Origin of the sequence: Sphingopyxis sp. (assembly GCF_035565275.1) — a bacterium.
Lineage (GTDB): Bacteria > Pseudomonadota > Alphaproteobacteria > Sphingomonadales > Sphingomonadaceae > Sphingopyxis.
The window spans coordinates 1-15,045 of record NZ_DATMST010000125.1; the positions used below are offsets into that span (position 1 = coordinate 1).

The following is a 15,045-nucleotide window of genomic DNA, read 5'->3' on the forward strand; positions in this document are numbered from 1 at the left end:
AGCGCCGCCGCAACGCGCGTCGCGAGCGCGCGATCGGGGGTAACGAGCGCAGCGGTGCGCGCGGGCGTTTCGAGCGCGTGACGCATCATCAGCGCGATGCCCTGCGCCTCCTGTCCGTCGTCGGCGAACACCGCTGCGCTAACGCCGGCTATGCCGGGACTCAAATCGCCCGCCTGCTGCCAGCGCGCGGTGTAGGCGGCCGGCGCAAAGAGCAGCGAAGTAAAGGGCGCACGCGCATCGGGACCGTCGAATTCCGACGTCGCGTCCCACGATTGCACCTCATCGCGCGACACACCCATGCGCCCGAGCAGCAGCTTCAGATGATATTGCGGGTGGGTTTCCAGCGGACGTTCATGTGGCTTGTCGGGATCGGCCTTCACCGGCCCGAGCGCGTCCCACTCCTCGCGCGCCATATCAAGGTCGAGCCCCGGCAGCACCACCATGCCCTGCGGCAGATCGGCGACGGTACGCAGCAGCCGCGCGATCGCGGGAGCCGCCGTCGTCACACCCGCAGCGACGACGAAGCGCGTCGGCGGCGCCACGCGCCATCCCCGGCTCACCCGTTCGAGCAGGCGGTTCCGGCGATCGGCGCGGTCGATATGCCCCGTCGCGACGAGCAGTTTCGGCCACTCATCGACGAGCAGCGACAGCCGCCGCCACGACGCCTGCCAATGCCCCGCCAGATCGCCGAGCGCACCTTCGATATCGGCGAGCCGCGCCGGCGCGACCTCTTCATAATGGAGCTGGTCGATCACGCGCCCCAGCCCTTCGGCAAGCTGGAACGCCGCGGCGCCGGTGACCGGTTCCTCGCCTGCCGGATGATGTTTTTCGATCAGCGCCGCGAGCATCAACCGCCGCTTCAGCGCATCGATCGCGGGCGGGATGGCATCGCTCTCGTCGATCGGGTCGAGCGCAAGCGCCACCGACTCATCGAGGTCGGCGTCGCCGATCACCGCAAGCCGCGGCATCAGCAGACCCGAACCGCCCGCGCGCACGAACGCCGCCTGCACCGCGCTCCGCGCACGATTGCTCGGCAGTATGATCAGGCCCTGCGCCAGCCCGAGCGCCCCGTCGGCGTAGCGCGCGATCAACCCGGCGGCGAGCGCATCGGCGAAGGCCCGCTGGACGGGAATGGAAAAGACGGTTGGTTTGGCGTCAGCCATCCGTCAGCGCGGCTTCGGTCGGCGCGATGCTCGCCGGGGTGCCGACGTCGAACCATTGCCCCATGTGCGACAGACCATAAAGCCGCCCGGCGGCGATCGCGCGATCCCACAGGATGTTGGTCGAAAACGCCCCTTCGGGCGCGCCATCAAGCAGTCGCGGCGAGACAAGCTGGATGCCGGTATATACAAAGGGCGCGATCCGCCCCGGCTTGCGGCGGCTGAGTTTGCCATCGCCGTCCATATGGAAATCGCCGCTCCCGCCATGCCCCGTCGCGCTCGCCTGCCGGATCAGCAGCAGCAGCGCGTCCATCTTTTCGCCGTCCCAGTGGCGCGCAAGGTGGCGGATGCTGTCCTCGGGCCCGTCGGTCCAGATATTGTCGCTGTTGACGATCAGGATCGGATCGCCGCGAAGCTGCGGCAATGCCTTGACCATCCCGCCGCCGGTTTCGAGCAGCAGGTCGCGTTCGTCGGAAATCGCGATCGTGAACCTCCGCTTCTGCGCCGCCAGATGCGCTTCGAGCGCGTCGGCGAGATAATGGACATTGACGACGACATGCGGAATGCCCGCCGCCTCGATCCGGTCGAGACTATGGTCGATCAGCGGCTTGCCCGCGACGCGCACCAGCGGTTTCGGCCGCGTCGCCGTCAGCGGACGCATCCGCTTGCCGATGCCCGCCGCCATCACCATCGCGCTTTCGATCTTCGCACTCACAACCACGCCTCCGCCCGTTTCGAAGCGGGGACATTGGCGTCGAACCATTGCCGGACGGGGACAAGCGCCGGATGCGCAAGGTCGCGTTCGAGCAGCCCCCACATGCGCGGCTGGAAGCGGCGGTAGCCTTCCTTGCCGTCGCGCTTCCATAGCCGCACGAACACGCCGAGGATGCGCGTGTTGCGCTGCGCCGCGAGCGCCCAATAGGCGGCCTCGATATCCCGCCCGGTGGCTTCGCGATAGCGCGCGAGCATCGCGGCCTCGACCGCCGGGCTCACGTCGCGCCGGGCATCTTCGAGCACCGACGCGAGATCATAGGCCGGGTGGCCGACCAGCGCGTCCTGGAAATCGAGCAGACCATAATGCGCAAGTCCGTCCTTGCCCGGCACCAGCATGATATTTTCGGCATGATAGTCGCGCAGCACGGTGACGCGCGGCAGACCGTCGCGTTCGACCGGGTTCAGAACCTCGGCCCACGCCGCGCGAAACGCATCGCGGTCGACGTCGATATCGAGCGCCGGACAATACCAGTCGGTGAACAGCATCACCTCGTCGAGCCACTGCCCGATCCCGTGTACCGGCAGCCCGTCCATCGGCGCCCGCGCGTGCAGGTGCACAAGGAGGTCGGTGACCCCCGCATAATATTCGCTTTCCCGGTGCAATTGCTCGTCGACGGTCTCGCGCAGCCGCACATCGCCGAAATCCTCGATCAGCAGCAGCCCCTGCTCGAGGTCGCGCGCAAGGATCGTCGGGGCGTTCAGTCCCAGCTCGCACAGATATTCGGCAACCGCGATGAACGGCCGCGGGTCCTCGTGCGGCGGCGGCGCGTCCATCAGCACCGCCTGCCGGTCGCCATCGACGACACGGAAATATCGACGGAAGGAAGCATCGCCGGCAAGCGGCAAAATCCGGGCATCGCCCCAGCCATGCGCGGCAAGAAAGGCGGGCGCATGAGCGGGCGGAATCATCGAAGCGGCCATCGCGCTTCCCAAGCCGCCGGCACCGACGCTGTCAAGACGCGCGCGTCGCCCGCGCCCGATATCGTCAGTTCGAGCGCTTCGGGCCATCCGGCCCCGCCCAGCCGTTCGGGCCATTCGATCAGCAACGCGCCGTCATACAGATAGTCGTCGAGCCCGAGCTCGATCAGCTCGCCTTCGTCCTCGATGCGGTAGAGATCGACATGCGCGACGGGCAGATCGACCTCGGGCGGCGCATAGGGCTGGACGATTGCGAAGGTCGGGCTCGGCGCTTCGCCCGCGAGCCCTCGCGCTTTCAGCATCGCGCGCGCCAGCGTCGTCTTGCCCGCGCCGAGATCGCCCGACAGCAGCACGATATCGCCAGCCGCCAGCACAGCACCGATCGCGGCGCCGATTTGCGCGGCCTCGCCCAGATCATATTCCATGGAAAAGTTCGTCATGCGCCGCGCGGCAGGCTGATCCGCACAAGCGTACCCTGCCCCTGCTCGCTTACCACTTCCATCGTCCCGCCATGCGCCGAAACGAGCTGCCGCGCGAGCGCGAGGCCGATACCGCCGGTCGAGGTGCCCGCCTGCTGTCCCTTGGCGACTGCAGCTGCGGCCTCGGGCATTCCCGGGCCGTTGTCGGACACGATGATGTCGACGCCGCGCGCATCGCCATCGGCATGAAGCAGCACGCGCGCGCCCGATTTGCGCGACGGCGCGGTAAAGCGCACCGCATTGTCGAGCAGCCCCGCGACGAGGCGCGTCAGACGCGGCGCATCGCCCTCGATATGGCCAAGGCTCGCCGCGATATTGCCGACCAGCTCGACCTTCTCGCTTGCCGCAAAGGCCTTGGCATCGGCGAGCGCGCTTTCGAGCAGCGCGCGGACATCGACCGGCGCGCGCTCGATCGCCAGCGTCCCTGCCTCGCCCTGCGCAAGGTCGAGCACATTGTCGATCTGACGGCCGAGCACCGCGACCGAATCCATGATCGCGTCGATATAGGCGCGCTGCGGATCGGCCAGCTTGCCGGCATAGCCAGCCTGCAACATTTCGCCGAACCCCCCGATCGAGGTCAGCGGCGTGCGCAGTTCATAACTCATCCGCGACAGGAAGGCGGTCTTCGCCTTGTCAGCCGCCTCCAGCGCTTCGTTGCGCTCGCGCAGCGCCCCCTCCATCTTCCGGCTCGCGGTGATGTCGAGCATGATCAGCAGCGCATTGCCGTCGGGCAGCGGGATCGAGGCGAAGTCGAAATGGCGCCCGTCGGCGAAACGGACCTCGCCGACGCGCTGTTGCCTCTCGAGCGTCGCGGCGCGGATGACTTCCTGCACGATGCTGATCTGGTTCGGTTTCGCGAGCCGGTCGGCCAGCCCGCCCATCAGCGCATCGACGCGCGGATGCGCCGCGAGCGTCGGCTCGTCGATGCCCCACAGACGGCGGAAACGCTGGTTCCACAGATGCAGCCGCCCGTCGGGTGCGAACACCGCGACCGCTTCGAACAGATTGTCGAAGGTCGCGGTGCGGACGCGAAGCAACGTGTCGCGCGCACCCGCAAGCTGTACCTGTTCGGTCTTGTCCTCGGCGATCAGCAGCAAGCCGCCGTCGGGGGTCGGCTGCGCGACGACGTGAAGATGCGTGCCGTCGCGAAGCAGCCAGTCTTCCTCGCTCGCGCCCGCCTGCGCGAACCATTCGACATGCGCCTGCCGCCATTCGGGATAGTTGCGTACTTCGGGAGTCCGCCCGCCCTCACGCCAGGCATCGAGCAGCCGCGCGAAAGGCGGCGCCTCGGCCACCTCCTCGGCCTCCAGCCCGAACAGGCGGCGGAACGGCAGGTTCGCAAAGCTCAGCCCCTGGTCGGGACCGAATTGCGCGACCGCTGCCGACAGCCGGTCAAGCAGTTCGCGCTGGGTATCGACGAAGCGGCGGTGCGCGCCGCGCTCGCTTTCGAGTTCCTGAATGTCGATCGCATAGCCCGCGATGCCAATGGCGCGCCCTCCCTGCGGGGCAAGCGGCACATCCACGACCCGCATGATTCGCCGCTCGCCCTCGATCGTCACCGGGATCGTCCGGACATGCGCCGATCCGGCCGCACGCGCTTCGTCGGCGGCTTCGGCGGCGCTCACCCCGGCGACGGTTTCGCATAGCTCGATGCCGCCGTCGATCACCGCGGTCGCGCTCTTCGCCTCGACCGCGCGGACATATGCGCCGTTGACGAGTGCGAGCTGGAGCCCGGTGTCGCGGAACCACATCGGGAAGGGCGCCGCCTCGATCAGCCCCGACAGCGCCTCGAAAGCCGCCATCGCCTCGTCGCGTTCGCTGCGGGCATGCGCCAGCGCCTGTTGCCCGTCGGTCGCGTCGCTCAGCCACAACAGCACGCTGCCCGGTCCACCGACCGCCTGCGGCGCCGCGGCGCCATGGACAATGATCGTCCGGTTGCTGCCGTCGGGCCTCAGGCTCAGAACAAAGGGCTTCGCACCGCGCTGCGCACCGAGAATCGCCTGCCGCAGCGCGTCATGGCCGTCGGCGTCGAGTCCGCTGCCGAGCCCGCGCAGTTCGTCGAAATTGCGCGGACCGCGTTCGAGCCCGAGCCAGCGACCGAGCCGCTCGCTCGCCTCGATCCGCCAGTCGGCGCGCACGATCACGGGAAGCTGCGGCGAGGCTTCGACGAGGCTCGCCAGCCGTTCGGCCTGCCCTGCGACAAATGCCGATCGCCGCTGCATCGCAATGCCGCGCCCGACTGCCCACAGGCCCGCGAGCAGCCACAGCGCGGCGAACAGGCCAAGCGCGAACAACAGCGCCGGGGAAAGCGTATCGCTCATCCCGCTTCAGTCTTCCACGCTTCGGCTGCTTTCGGTGCCATTCTTGCCAGCCCTAAAGACGATGGAGTCATGTTTCAATCGCATGTCACCGCCAATTGCCGCGCATCGCCTTCCGGTTGACGTGCTGCAGTGGATTATTCGGTTCGCCCTCGGGCCCGGAGCGCGAAAAGGCATCGGGGCCTGACAAAAAAGGGGACGGCAAAGCCGCCCCCTTCCCTTTTCTCTCTGTCCCCTTCGTACCCGCGCAAATCACCCGATTCACGCCGGGCGGGGCGCCGATCAATAACGATAATGATCGGGCTTGAACGGGCCTTCGACCGGCACGCCGATATAATCGGCCTGCTTCTGGCTGAGCTGGCTGAGCTTCACGCCCAGCTTTTCGAGGTGCAGCGCCGCGACCTTTTCGTCGAGGTGCTTGGGCAGGACGTACACGTCGTTCTTGTACTGATCGCTGCGGGTCCACAGTTCGATCTGCGCCAGCGTCTGGTTGGTGAAGCTTGCCGACATCACGAAGCTCGGGTGGCCGGTCGCATTGCCGAGATTGACCAGACGACCCTTCGACAGGATGATGATCTGCTTGCCGTCGGGGAATTCGACGAGGTCGACCTGCGGCTTCACTTCGGTCCACTTGTAGTTGGCGAGCGCCGCGATCTGGATCTCGCTGTCGAAGTGGCCGATGTTGCAGACGATCGCCATATTCTTCATCGCCGCCATATGTTCGGCGGTGATGACGTCGGCGTTGCCGGTCGCGGTGACGAAGATGTCCGAACGCTTGACGGCTTCGTCCATCGTCACGACCTCGAAGCCTTCCATCGCCGCCTGCAGCGCGCAGATCGGATCGATTTCGGTCACGAGAACGCGTGCACCGCCGTTACGGAGCGACTGCGCGCTGCCCTTGCCGACGTCGCCGAAACCGGCGACGGTCGCGACCTTGCCCGCCAGCATCACGTCGGTGCCGCGGCGGATCGCGTCGACGAGCGACTCTTTACAGCCATAGAGGTTGTCGAACTTCGACTTGGTGACGCTGTCGTTGACGTTGATCGCGGGGAAGGGCAGTTCGCCCTTCTTGGCGATGTGGTACAGGCGGTGGACGCCGGTCGTCGTTTCTTCCGACACGCCCTTGATCGCCTTGACCGTCTTGGTCAGGTAACCGGGGTTCGCGGCAACGAACGCCTTCAGCGCGCGCTGCATCTCGACCTCTTCCTCATTCTCGGGCGCCGGCATCGTTTCGCCGGCTTCGAGCTTCGCGCCCCACAGCGCGAACATCGTGGCGTCGCCGCCGTCGTCGAGGATCAGGTTGCAGGTCGTGCCGTCCTCGACGCCCCAGTCGAAGATGCGGCCGACATAGTCCCAATAATCGGCGAGGCTTTCGCCCTTCACGGCGAACACCGGCACGCCCGACGCGGCAATCGCGGCGGCGGCATGGTCCTGGGTCGAGAAGATGTTGCAGGTCGCCCAGCGCACTTCGGCGCCGAGCGCGGTCAGCGTCTCGATCAGCACCGCGGTCTGGATCGTCATGTGCAGCGAACCGGTGATGCGCGCGCCCTTGAGCGGCTGCGAAGCACCGAACTCGCTGCGCAGCGCCATCAGGCCCGGCATTTCGGTTTCGGCGATGTTGATTTCCTTGCGCCCGAAATCGGCGAGGCTGATGTCGGCAACGACATAGTCACGGGCGTCGGCGGCGAGAGTGGCCACGGGGGATTCTCCATATTGGTAATACGACCGCAGGCGAGCGGCCACGAAAACACGCTCGGCGCCCTAGCCGAAACGCCGCCGCCGATCAAATATAAACATTTCTTTATATCGCGTGTGAAGCACTGTCGGGCGACAGCCGGCGAACACGCGAATCGGCACGCAAAAATGCGCGCCGCTCGCGAAAAAAATTTTGCCGGCAGCAATTGTGACAATCCGTGCTGCCCGATTGTGACACGGAGTCGCAAAGTCCAAGATTCTGATAATCCTGACTTATAATGCGCCTTGCTTTCAGCATAATGGCTATTTGTGACAGCAATGTTACAAACCCCCGAAAACATTGACTTTTTGTGGCATGCGCGAGAAAATCGCCTCAAGTTTTCGGGGAGATACGTAAGATGAAAAAAAATCTGCTGCCGCTGATCGCTCTGGCCATTTCGAGCCCTGCTGCGGCGCAATCGATCGTCGTGGTCACCGCGCCGCAGGCCGATTCGGAGATCCTGCCGGTCGCTTATGCCGAACTGAAGGCCGGTGAAAACCGGGCCGCGGTCGACAAGCTCACCGGCGACACGCGCCTCGACGCGCGCGATCCGTCGCGCCTCATCAATCTTGGCACCGCTTATGCTCGTCTGGGTCGCACCGCCGAAGCCGCCGCTGCCTATGACTCGGCGATCGGCAGCCCGATCCGTTACGACGTCGAACTCGCGAACGGCGACTATGTCGACTCGCGCTGGGCGGCACGCACCGCGCTCGCGAACCTCAATACGGGCAAACCGCTGCTGGCATTGGCGCGCTGAACAATATCGTCGCCCCCGCGCAGGCGGGGGCCGTTATCGGCCTTGCATAAGATTGCCCGCGGCCCCCGCCTGCGCGGGGGCGACGATTTCAAGCTTCGCCGCCTTCGGTTGTCAGCAAGCGGGCGTCCACTCCCGCTTCGGCAAACGCCGCCTGCCACCGTTCGGCGGGCGGCGTTTCGAACAGCAGGCCGTCGCTGCCCGGCGTGACATGCCAGCCGTGGCGCACCATTTCACCCTCCAGCTGCCCCGGCGACCATCCCGCATAACCGAGCGCCACCAGCCAGCGCGACGGGCCGCGCCCCTCGCCGATCGCGCGCAATATGTCGTGCGAGCTCGATACCATCCAGCGATCGCCGACCTGCACGGCGCCCTCGCCGCCCCAGTCGAGACTGTGGAGAACGAAACCGCGCGACGGCTCGACCGGGCCGCCAAGATAGACCGGCTGATCAAGCGGAACATCATGTTCGATTTCAAGCTGGTCAAGCACCGCGCCGACGGTCATCCCTCCGATCGGGTCGCCGATGCCGATGCCCATCGCGCCATCCTCGTCGTGGCTGATCATCGCGATCACCGAATGCTCGAAGCGGGGATCGCCGATCCCGGGCAACGCCAGCAGCAATTGGCCAGTAAACCAGATGGGGGCAGTCTCCATATCCGTACAATGCCGCGCAAGGCCTAAAGGGTCCAGCACCTAATGTCTTTCGTCGCGCCGCGGGACACGGGACGACAGGGAACGAAGGACGGCCGCTTGACTCGCGGCCTTCGCGCCCCAATGTCGCGACCGACACAATCCCCTCAAGAAAAGGATGCCGACCATGACGATCCAGACCGGAGACAAGCTGCCCGACGCCACCTTCGTAAAGGTCACCGAAAACGGCCCCGAACAGGTGACGACCGCCGATTATTTCAAAGGCCGCCGCGTCGCGCTCTTCTCGGTCCCGGGCGCCTTTACCCCGACCTGCTCGGCCAAGCATCTGCCGGGCTTCGTCGACAAGGCCGGCGAGCTGAAGGCCAAGGGCGTCGACGAAATCGTCTGCACCGCGGTCAACGATGCCTTCGTCATGGGCGCATGGGGCAAGAGCGCCAGCGCGGGCGACAGCGTCACGATGCTCGCCGACGGCAATGGCGACTTCGCCGAAGCGGTCGGCCTGACGATGGACGGCAAGGCGTTCGGCATGGGCAAGCGCGGCCAGCGCTTCTCGATGATCGTCAACGACGGCGTCGTCGAACAGCTCAATGTCGAGGCACCGGGCGAATTCAAGGTGTCGAGCGCCGACCATATGCTCGAACAGCTGTAGGAAAATCCGGGGCGGCTCCGATCGGGTCGCCCCCCTTCCCTTTTGTCATATTTTCGTGCAACACCACCGCGATGACATCCAGCTCATCGCAAGAAACCACCGACCCCGCCGCTCTCGTCGACGCGATCATCGCCGAGCTTCAGACGCGGTTCCGCGCGTCGGTCACCAATCTCAAATCCGCCATCGCCGCCTATGTCCACGACCGCACGCTGCCGCCGGCCGATGCCGCCGCGACCGGCCTGTTCGACTATCCGGCTATCCGCCTGACGACCACCGGCGAACAGCGCGAAGGGCAGAAGGGGCATAATCTTTCCTTCGGCCGCTTCGAGCGCGCGGGCACGTTCGAAACCACGGTCACGCGCCCCGACCTCTTCGCCGATTATCTCCGCGATCAGCTGATGTTGCTCGCGCGCCACTACGACGTCCGGCTCGAGGTAACGCGGACGGGGCAACAGATCCCCTTCCCCTATGTGCTCGATGCCAGCGACGGCTCGGACATGGGCGGCGTCACCCCGCTCGAACTCGCGCGTCATTTCCCGACCACCGAGCTTGCCGACATCGGCGACGAACTCGCCGACGGCCTGTTCGGCGCAGATCCGTCCGCGGCGCAGCCGCTCGCATTGTTCGACGCGCTGCGCACCGACTTCAGCCTCGCGCGCCTCCGTCACTATACGGGCACCGCGCCCGAACATTTCCAGCGCTATATCCTGTTCACCAACTATCACCGCTACGTCGACGAATTCGTCGCATGGGCGGGGTCGCAGGTTGGCCAGGGCCACTACACCGCGCTCGCGGGCGCCGCGGGACTGTACGTCGATCAGCCGGGGGTGAACGCGAGCGCGCTTGTCGCCGACAGCGCCTGGCGGCGGCACCAGATGCCCGCCTACCACCTCGTCGCGCCCGACGGCGGCGGCATCACGCTCGTCAACATCGGCGTCGGCCCGTCGAACGCCAAGACGATCTGCGACCATCTGGCGGTGCTCCGCCCCGAAGCGTGGCTGATGATCGGCCACTGCGGCGGGCTGCGTCCCAGCCAGCGCATCGGCGACTATGTGCTCGCGCACGCCTATCTTCGCGACGACCATATCCTCGACGCGGTGCTCCCGATCGAAATCCCGATCCCGCCGATCGCCGAAGTCCAGCAGGCGCTCGCCAGCGCCGCCGAGGACGTGTCGGGCGCCAGCGGCGCCGATCTCAAGAAAAGGATGCGCACGGGCACGGTCGTCACCACCGACGACCGCAACTGGGAACTTCGCTACTCCGACAGCGCGCTGCGCTTCTCGCAGTCGCGCGCGATCGGCATCGACATGGAGTCGGCGACGATCGCCGCGCAGGGCTATCGTTTCCGCGTACCCTACGGCACCCTGCTTTGCGTCAGCGACAAGCCGCTCCACGGCGAATTGAAGCTCCCCGGGCAGGCGAACCGCTTCTACGAGGAAGCGATCGCCGCGCACCTCCAGATCGGCATCCGCGCATGCGAAACGATGCGCGACGAAGGCGCCAAACTCCACAGCCGCAAGTTGCGCGCGTTCAACGAGCCGCCCTTCCGGTAAGCGCAGCGCCGCCGCAGTGGGATGGCAGGCTGATGGAACGGTATGCGTAAACAACGGGTTTGAGGTGGAAAGCGGACGTTCGTTCCCTCTCCTTCGTCACCCCGGACCTGATCCGGGGTCCATGGCCGCACCATCGTATGGACCCCGGATCAGGTCCGGGGTGAGCTGACGGGAATATCCTCCCTGTCGCGAAGCGATGGGGAGGTGGCAGCGCGAAGCGCTGACGGGGGACGGGCGGCGCAAGGCCGCCGCCCCTCCACCACCGCCTGCGGAGGCGGTACCCTTCCCCACCGCTTCGCGGCACGGAGGATAAACGTCTGCAACCGCCCGAAAACGAAAAACCGGCCGCCCCCTTGCAAATAGGGCCCGGCCTTGCGGCAGAGCCCTATCGTTCCCTTGCATATGGCTACGCAAGAGAAAGCCCCTCCGCCGTCCCGGGTCGCTAGGACGGCGTCAGTGGACAAGCGCTAGCAGCGACGCATCGATTCACCAGCAACATAGGTTAGGGTCAAAAGCTATTTATTGCGCGATCAGGGTTCGAGCGATCCCGCCTTGCGGAACGGGTCGGGGAGGCACGGCGCAACTATGTCGATATTTCAGGACCTGCATGTTCCTGCCAAACGTGATTCACGCCCCCAGCACCTTCGCCATCAGCCGCTCTTCCTTCGCGATCCACGGCGCCATGCTCGGCCGCGACAGGGTCGCTTCGCTCCAGGCCGCGATCTTCGGATAAACCGCCGGATCGATGCCCGCGCCGCAATGGCGGAAATTCATCAGCGGCGATGCCACCGCCAGATCGGCGAGGGTCAACCGGTCGCCGACGAGGAAACCCGATGCCGGGATCGCGCTTTCCAGATAGGCGAGCAGTTTCGGCAATTCCTCGCTCTCGGCAAGCGCCGCGGCGGCAAGATCGCCCTCGCGGCCAAGGAATTTCGGCGCGACGATCCGGTTGAAGAATATCTTCCCGCTGCACGCCGCGAACACCGTGTCGCCGAATTCCTCCCACCAGATCACCCGCCCGCGCTGCTGCGCGTCGGCGGGAATCAGCGCGGGCTCGGGATATTTCGCCTCGACATACTGGATGATCGCGCTCGAATCGGCGAGCAGGAAGCCGTCGTCATCCATCGCGGGCATCTTGCCCAGCGGCGATGCAGCCCGGAATCCGGGGTCGGGGTCGCCGATACCGACGCCCTTCAGCTCGAAATCCACGCCCTTTTCGCCCAGATACGCCAGCAATTTTCGGACGAAAGGCGACACCACCGATCCATAGATTATCATATCTGCTGCTCCCTTGTTTCGCGCGGCAGAATAGGAGAAGGGTTGCGCTTTGCAACCAATATGCAAGGCTCCTGCAGGGGCTCGCGAAATAAACTTGCTATCGGCATCCCGGCATGGAACCATCCGGCGTCGGAGGGGGTGCCGCCGCGGCGGCCATCATGCAGGATGATATAATGCGCCCTTCCACATGGGCAGATCGGCTGTTGGCGCTGCTGGTCCGGTTCGTCGGGCTGGTCATCCTGCTCGCCACCCTCGTCGCCGCCGCTGCCAGCTTCCTTTATAACCAGGCCGAGGAGTCCGATCAGGCTGCCCGCGTCGCGGCGCAATTCAACATGCGGCTGCGCGATCATGTCGCGATCCTCGAAGGCGTGCGCGCGCTCTACCAGTCCAGCGATGCCGCGGACGGAACCGGCATTCGCGCCTATCTCGCCGCGCTCCGGCCGCAGGTCCATTCGCCGGGAATGGAAGGGATCGGCATCGCCGCCGCGATGCGCGCCGCGACTCCCGCCGCGGTCGAGGCGCGGCTGCGCGAAAATTATGGCGAGGATATCAGGGTCTGGCCCGCAGTTACCGACCAGCCGGTCGGCTTTCCGGTCGTCCTCGTCGAACCCTATACGCCGCGCCGCCACGTCGCACTGGGCTTCGACATGTACAGCGAACCCGTGCGGCGCGCAGCGATGCGCCGGGCATGGCAGACCGGCCGCCCCGCCGCGAGCGGCATCGTCGAACTCGCGCAGGAAAGGGCGGCGACGGTCAGGCAGCAGGGCTTCCTCATCTATTTGCCCATCTACACGCGCGACCCGGCCAGAGGCACGTCGGCGACGGCACCCGGAACGCGCCCGGTCGAAGCCTTCGTCTACGCCCCCTTCCGCATCAACGACATGATGAAGGCGGTACTCGGGCCGCAGCTCGAACATATCGACGGCCTCGAAATCCGGGCCGGCGCGGGGCCTTCCGCGCCCGTCGTCTTCCGCCACGGCACGATGGGCTGGGACGCACACGAACAGGTGCTGCGCATCGCCGACCGGCAATGGACGATGCGCATATCCTATGGCCGTTTCCTCGAACGGCTCGGCCGGCCGCTAGGCATCTTTCTTTTCGGCCTCGCGCTCGCGGTCCTCGCGACCCAGCTCCACCGCGTCCAGCAGCGCCGCGTCGGCGCCGCGCAGGCGCTCGCCGACGAACAGGCGCTACGCGCCGCCGACCGCGAGCTGATGATCGGCGAGATGGCGCACCGGATGAAGAATGCCTTTGCCCGCATCGGCGCGCTCGCGCGCATCACGCTGCGCGAATCGCAAAGCCTCGACGATTTCGAGTCGAGGTTCGACGGTCGCATGCGTGCCTTGTCGGACGCCAAACAGATGCTGGTGACCGGCGCGGTCGACAGCGTCGAACTCGGCCGGATTGTCCACCGCGAACTCCAGCTCGCCGGGCTTCCGGACGACCGGCTCGCTACCTTTACCGGACCCGAAGTCCGCCTCGGTGACGAAGGGGCGCAGGCACTTTCACTCGCGATCCACGAATTCGTGACCAACAGCATCAAATATGGCGCGCTCTCCGGGGCCGGCGACCTCGCCATCGCCTGGCACCGTATCGACGACGTCATCGAACTGAACTGGATCGAAAGCGGCCTTGCCCGGACCCCGCAGATCGACACCGAAAGCTTCGGCACACGGTTCATCCGTTCGCTGATCGAACGCCAGTTGAAGGGCAGCTGGAACCGGACCGCCGTTGACAACAGCCTCACGATCGTCATTCGCTGGCCGGACGATGACTTCAGGACCTGACGACGACCGCTGGCATATCTGGATCGACCGGGGCGGCACCTTTACCGACGTCGTCGCGCGCGCGCCGGACGGCGCCGTCGTTACGACCAAATATCTCTCCGAAGATCCCGCACGCCCCGGTGACGCCGCGGTCAATGCGATCCGCGACCTGACCGGCGCCGGTGCCGGCGCGCTTCCCCCGCTCGCGATCCGCATGGGCAGCACGGTGGCAACCAACGCGCTGCTCGAACGCAAGGGCGAGCCGACGCTGCTCGCGATCACGCGCGGTTTCGGCGACGCGCTCACCATCGGCTATCAGGACCGCCCCGGTCTTTTCGCGCGCAAGCTGGACCGCATTCCGCCGCCCCACGCCGAAGTCGCCGAAATCGCCGAGCGCGTCGGTCCCGACGGCGAGATATTGATCGCGCTGGACGAGAAATGCGCGCGCGCGTCGCTGCAAGCCGCGCGCGATCGCGGCATCGCCAGCATCGCGATCGTGCTGATGCACGGCTATCGCTACCCCGCGCACGAGGCGCGTCTTGCCGAAATCGCGCGCAAGCTCGGCTTCACCCAGATCTCGACCAGCCACGACGTCAGCGCCCTTGTCAAGCTCGTCGGCCGCGGCGACACGACGCTTGCCGACGCCTATCTCTCGCCCGTCCTCCACCATTATGTCGACCAGTTCGTCGGCCAATTGGGAGAAGGCATCGACCCCCGGTTCATGAAAAGCTCGGGCGGCCTCGCTTCCGCAAGCGCCTTCCACGGCCGCGACGCGATCCTTTCCGGTCCAGCGGGCGGGATCGTCGGCATGGTCGGCAGCGCCGCGCCGCTCGGCAAGACGCGGCTGATCGGCTTCGACATGGGCGGCACCTCGACCGACGTCAGCCATTATGCCGGCCGCCTCGAGCGCGATAACGAAACGATCGTCGCGGGCACGCGCATCCGCGCCCCGATGCTGCGCATCCACACCGTCGCGGCAGGCGGCGGCTCGATCTGCCGCTGGGACGGC

The 15,045-nt window shown here is 66.2% G+C and carries 12 protein-coding genes and 1 pseudogene; 5 read left to right on the forward strand and 8 right to left on the reverse strand.

Translation table 11 applies throughout. The features are described 5' to 3' along the window. The 6 genes and pseudogenes from VN047_RS08290 to ahcY form a co-directional block, all read right to left on the reverse strand. Positions 1–1,163: pseudogene (locus VN047_RS08290) on the reverse strand (double-strand break repair protein AddB); the annotation flags it as partial. After that, entirely contained in the window at positions 1,156–1,875 is a 720-nt protein-coding gene (locus VN047_RS08295; protein ID WP_325541646.1) for a nucleotidyltransferase family protein, read from the reverse strand. The pseudogene VN047_RS08290 and the gene VN047_RS08295, both read right to left, overlap by 8 nt. Next, the gene (locus VN047_RS08300; RefSeq protein WP_325541647.1) at positions 1,872–2,843 is read right to left on the reverse strand and encodes an aminoglycoside phosphotransferase family protein; all 972 of its coding nucleotides are present in this window, start codon (positions 2,841–2,843) and stop codon (positions 1,872–1,874) included. The genes VN047_RS08295 and VN047_RS08300 overlap by 4 nt, the downstream gene beginning before the upstream one ends. Next, entirely contained in the window at positions 2,840–3,292 is a 453-nt protein-coding gene (gene tsaE / locus VN047_RS08305; RefSeq protein ID WP_325541648.1) for a tRNA (adenosine(37)-N6)-threonylcarbamoyltransferase complex ATPase subunit type 1 TsaE, read from the reverse strand. Before tsaE ends, VN047_RS08300 begins: the two co-directional genes overlap by 4 nt. Continuing rightward, positions 3,289–5,652, reverse strand: coding sequence for a PAS domain-containing sensor histidine kinase (locus VN047_RS08310; RefSeq protein ID WP_325541649.1), 2,364 nt, complete (start codon positions 5,650–5,652; stop codon positions 3,289–3,291). The genes tsaE and VN047_RS08310 overlap by 4 nt, the downstream gene beginning before the upstream one ends. Positions 5,653–5,931: 279 nt before the next feature. After that, positions 5,932–7,347 (reverse strand): adenosylhomocysteinase, encoded by a 1,416-nt coding sequence (gene ahcY, locus VN047_RS08315; protein ID WP_325541650.1) that lies wholly within the window; start codon positions 7,345–7,347, stop codon positions 5,932–5,934. A 395-nt stretch (positions 7,348–7,742) separates the two neighbouring features. Here ahcY and VN047_RS08320 point away from each other — a divergent pair, with 395 nt between their 5' ends. Then, positions 7,743–8,141: a hypothetical protein gene (locus VN047_RS08320; RefSeq protein WP_325541651.1), complete on the forward strand. Its 399-nt coding sequence runs from the start codon at positions 7,743–7,745 to the stop codon at positions 8,139–8,141. An 88-nt stretch (positions 8,142–8,229) separates the two neighbouring features. Here VN047_RS08320 and VN047_RS08325 read toward each other — a convergent pair whose 3' ends face one another. Then, on the reverse strand, positions 8,230–8,793 hold the full coding sequence (locus tag VN047_RS08325) for a YqgE/AlgH family protein (protein WP_325541652.1): 564 nt from the start codon (positions 8,791–8,793) through the stop codon (positions 8,230–8,232). 163 nt (positions 8,794–8,956) lie between these two features. Between VN047_RS08325 and VN047_RS08330 the strand changes: the two genes are divergently transcribed. Continuing rightward, complete coding sequence (locus VN047_RS08330; RefSeq protein ID WP_325541653.1) at positions 8,957–9,439, forward strand: peroxiredoxin; 483 nt, start codon at positions 8,957–8,959, stop codon at positions 9,437–9,439. Positions 9,440–9,510: 71 nt separating this feature from the next. Next, positions 9,511–10,992 (forward strand): AMP nucleosidase, encoded by a 1,482-nt coding sequence (locus VN047_RS08335; RefSeq protein ID WP_325541654.1) that lies wholly within the window; start codon positions 9,511–9,513, stop codon positions 10,990–10,992. A gap of 627 nt (positions 10,993–11,619) precedes the next feature. Here the strand turns inward: VN047_RS08335 and VN047_RS08340 are convergent. Beyond that, positions 11,620–12,270, reverse strand: coding sequence for a glutathione S-transferase family protein (locus VN047_RS08340; RefSeq protein ID WP_325541655.1), 651 nt, complete (start codon positions 12,268–12,270; stop codon positions 11,620–11,622). A gap of 173 nt (positions 12,271–12,443) precedes the next feature. Between VN047_RS08340 and VN047_RS08345 the strand changes: the two genes are divergently transcribed. Together VN047_RS08345 and VN047_RS08350 are read left to right on the forward strand one after the other, a co-directional pair. After that, on the forward strand, positions 12,444–14,057 hold the full coding sequence (locus tag VN047_RS08345) for a CHASE domain-containing protein (RefSeq protein WP_325541656.1): 1,614 nt from the start codon (positions 12,444–12,446) through the stop codon (positions 14,055–14,057). Beyond that, positions 14,041–15,045, forward strand: a 1,005-nt coding sequence (locus VN047_RS08350) for a hydantoinase/oxoprolinase N-terminal domain-containing protein (protein ID WP_325541657.1), incomplete at its 3' end; no start/stop codon positions are given. The genes VN047_RS08345 and VN047_RS08350, both read left to right, overlap by 17 nt.

Excerpts from the sequence above, each read along its gene's own strand:
- VN047_RS08325 (WP_325541652.1), bottom strand. The coding sequence starts at position 8,793 with ATGGAGACTGCCCCCATCTGGTTTACTGGCCAATTGCTGCTGGCGTTG.
- VN047_RS08310 (WP_325541649.1), bottom strand. The coding sequence starts at position 5,652 with ATGAGCGATACGCTTTCCCCGGCGCTGTTGTTCGCGCTTGGCCTGTTC.
- VN047_RS08330 (WP_325541653.1), top strand. The coding sequence starts at position 8,957 with ATGACGATCCAGACCGGAGACAAGCTGCCCGACGCCACCTTCGTAAAG.
- VN047_RS08345 (WP_325541656.1), top strand. The coding sequence starts at position 12,444 with ATGCGCCCTTCCACATGGGCAGATCGGCTGTTGGCGCTGCTGGTCCGG.
- VN047_RS08320 (WP_325541651.1), top strand. The coding sequence starts at position 7,743 with ATGAAAAAAAATCTGCTGCCGCTGATCGCTCTGGCCATTTCGAGCCCT.
- VN047_RS08335 (WP_325541654.1), top strand. The coding sequence starts at position 9,511 with ATGACATCCAGCTCATCGCAAGAAACCACCGACCCCGCCGCTCTCGTC.
- VN047_RS08340 (WP_325541655.1), bottom strand. The coding sequence starts at position 12,270 with ATGATAATCTATGGATCGGTGGTGTCGCCTTTCGTCCGAAAATTGCTG.
- tsaE (WP_325541648.1), bottom strand. The coding sequence starts at position 3,292 with ATGACGAACTTTTCCATGGAATATGATCTGGGCGAGGCCGCGCAAATC.
- VN047_RS08300 (WP_325541647.1), bottom strand. The coding sequence starts at position 2,843 with ATGATTCCGCCCGCTCATGCGCCCGCCTTTCTTGCCGCGCATGGCTGG.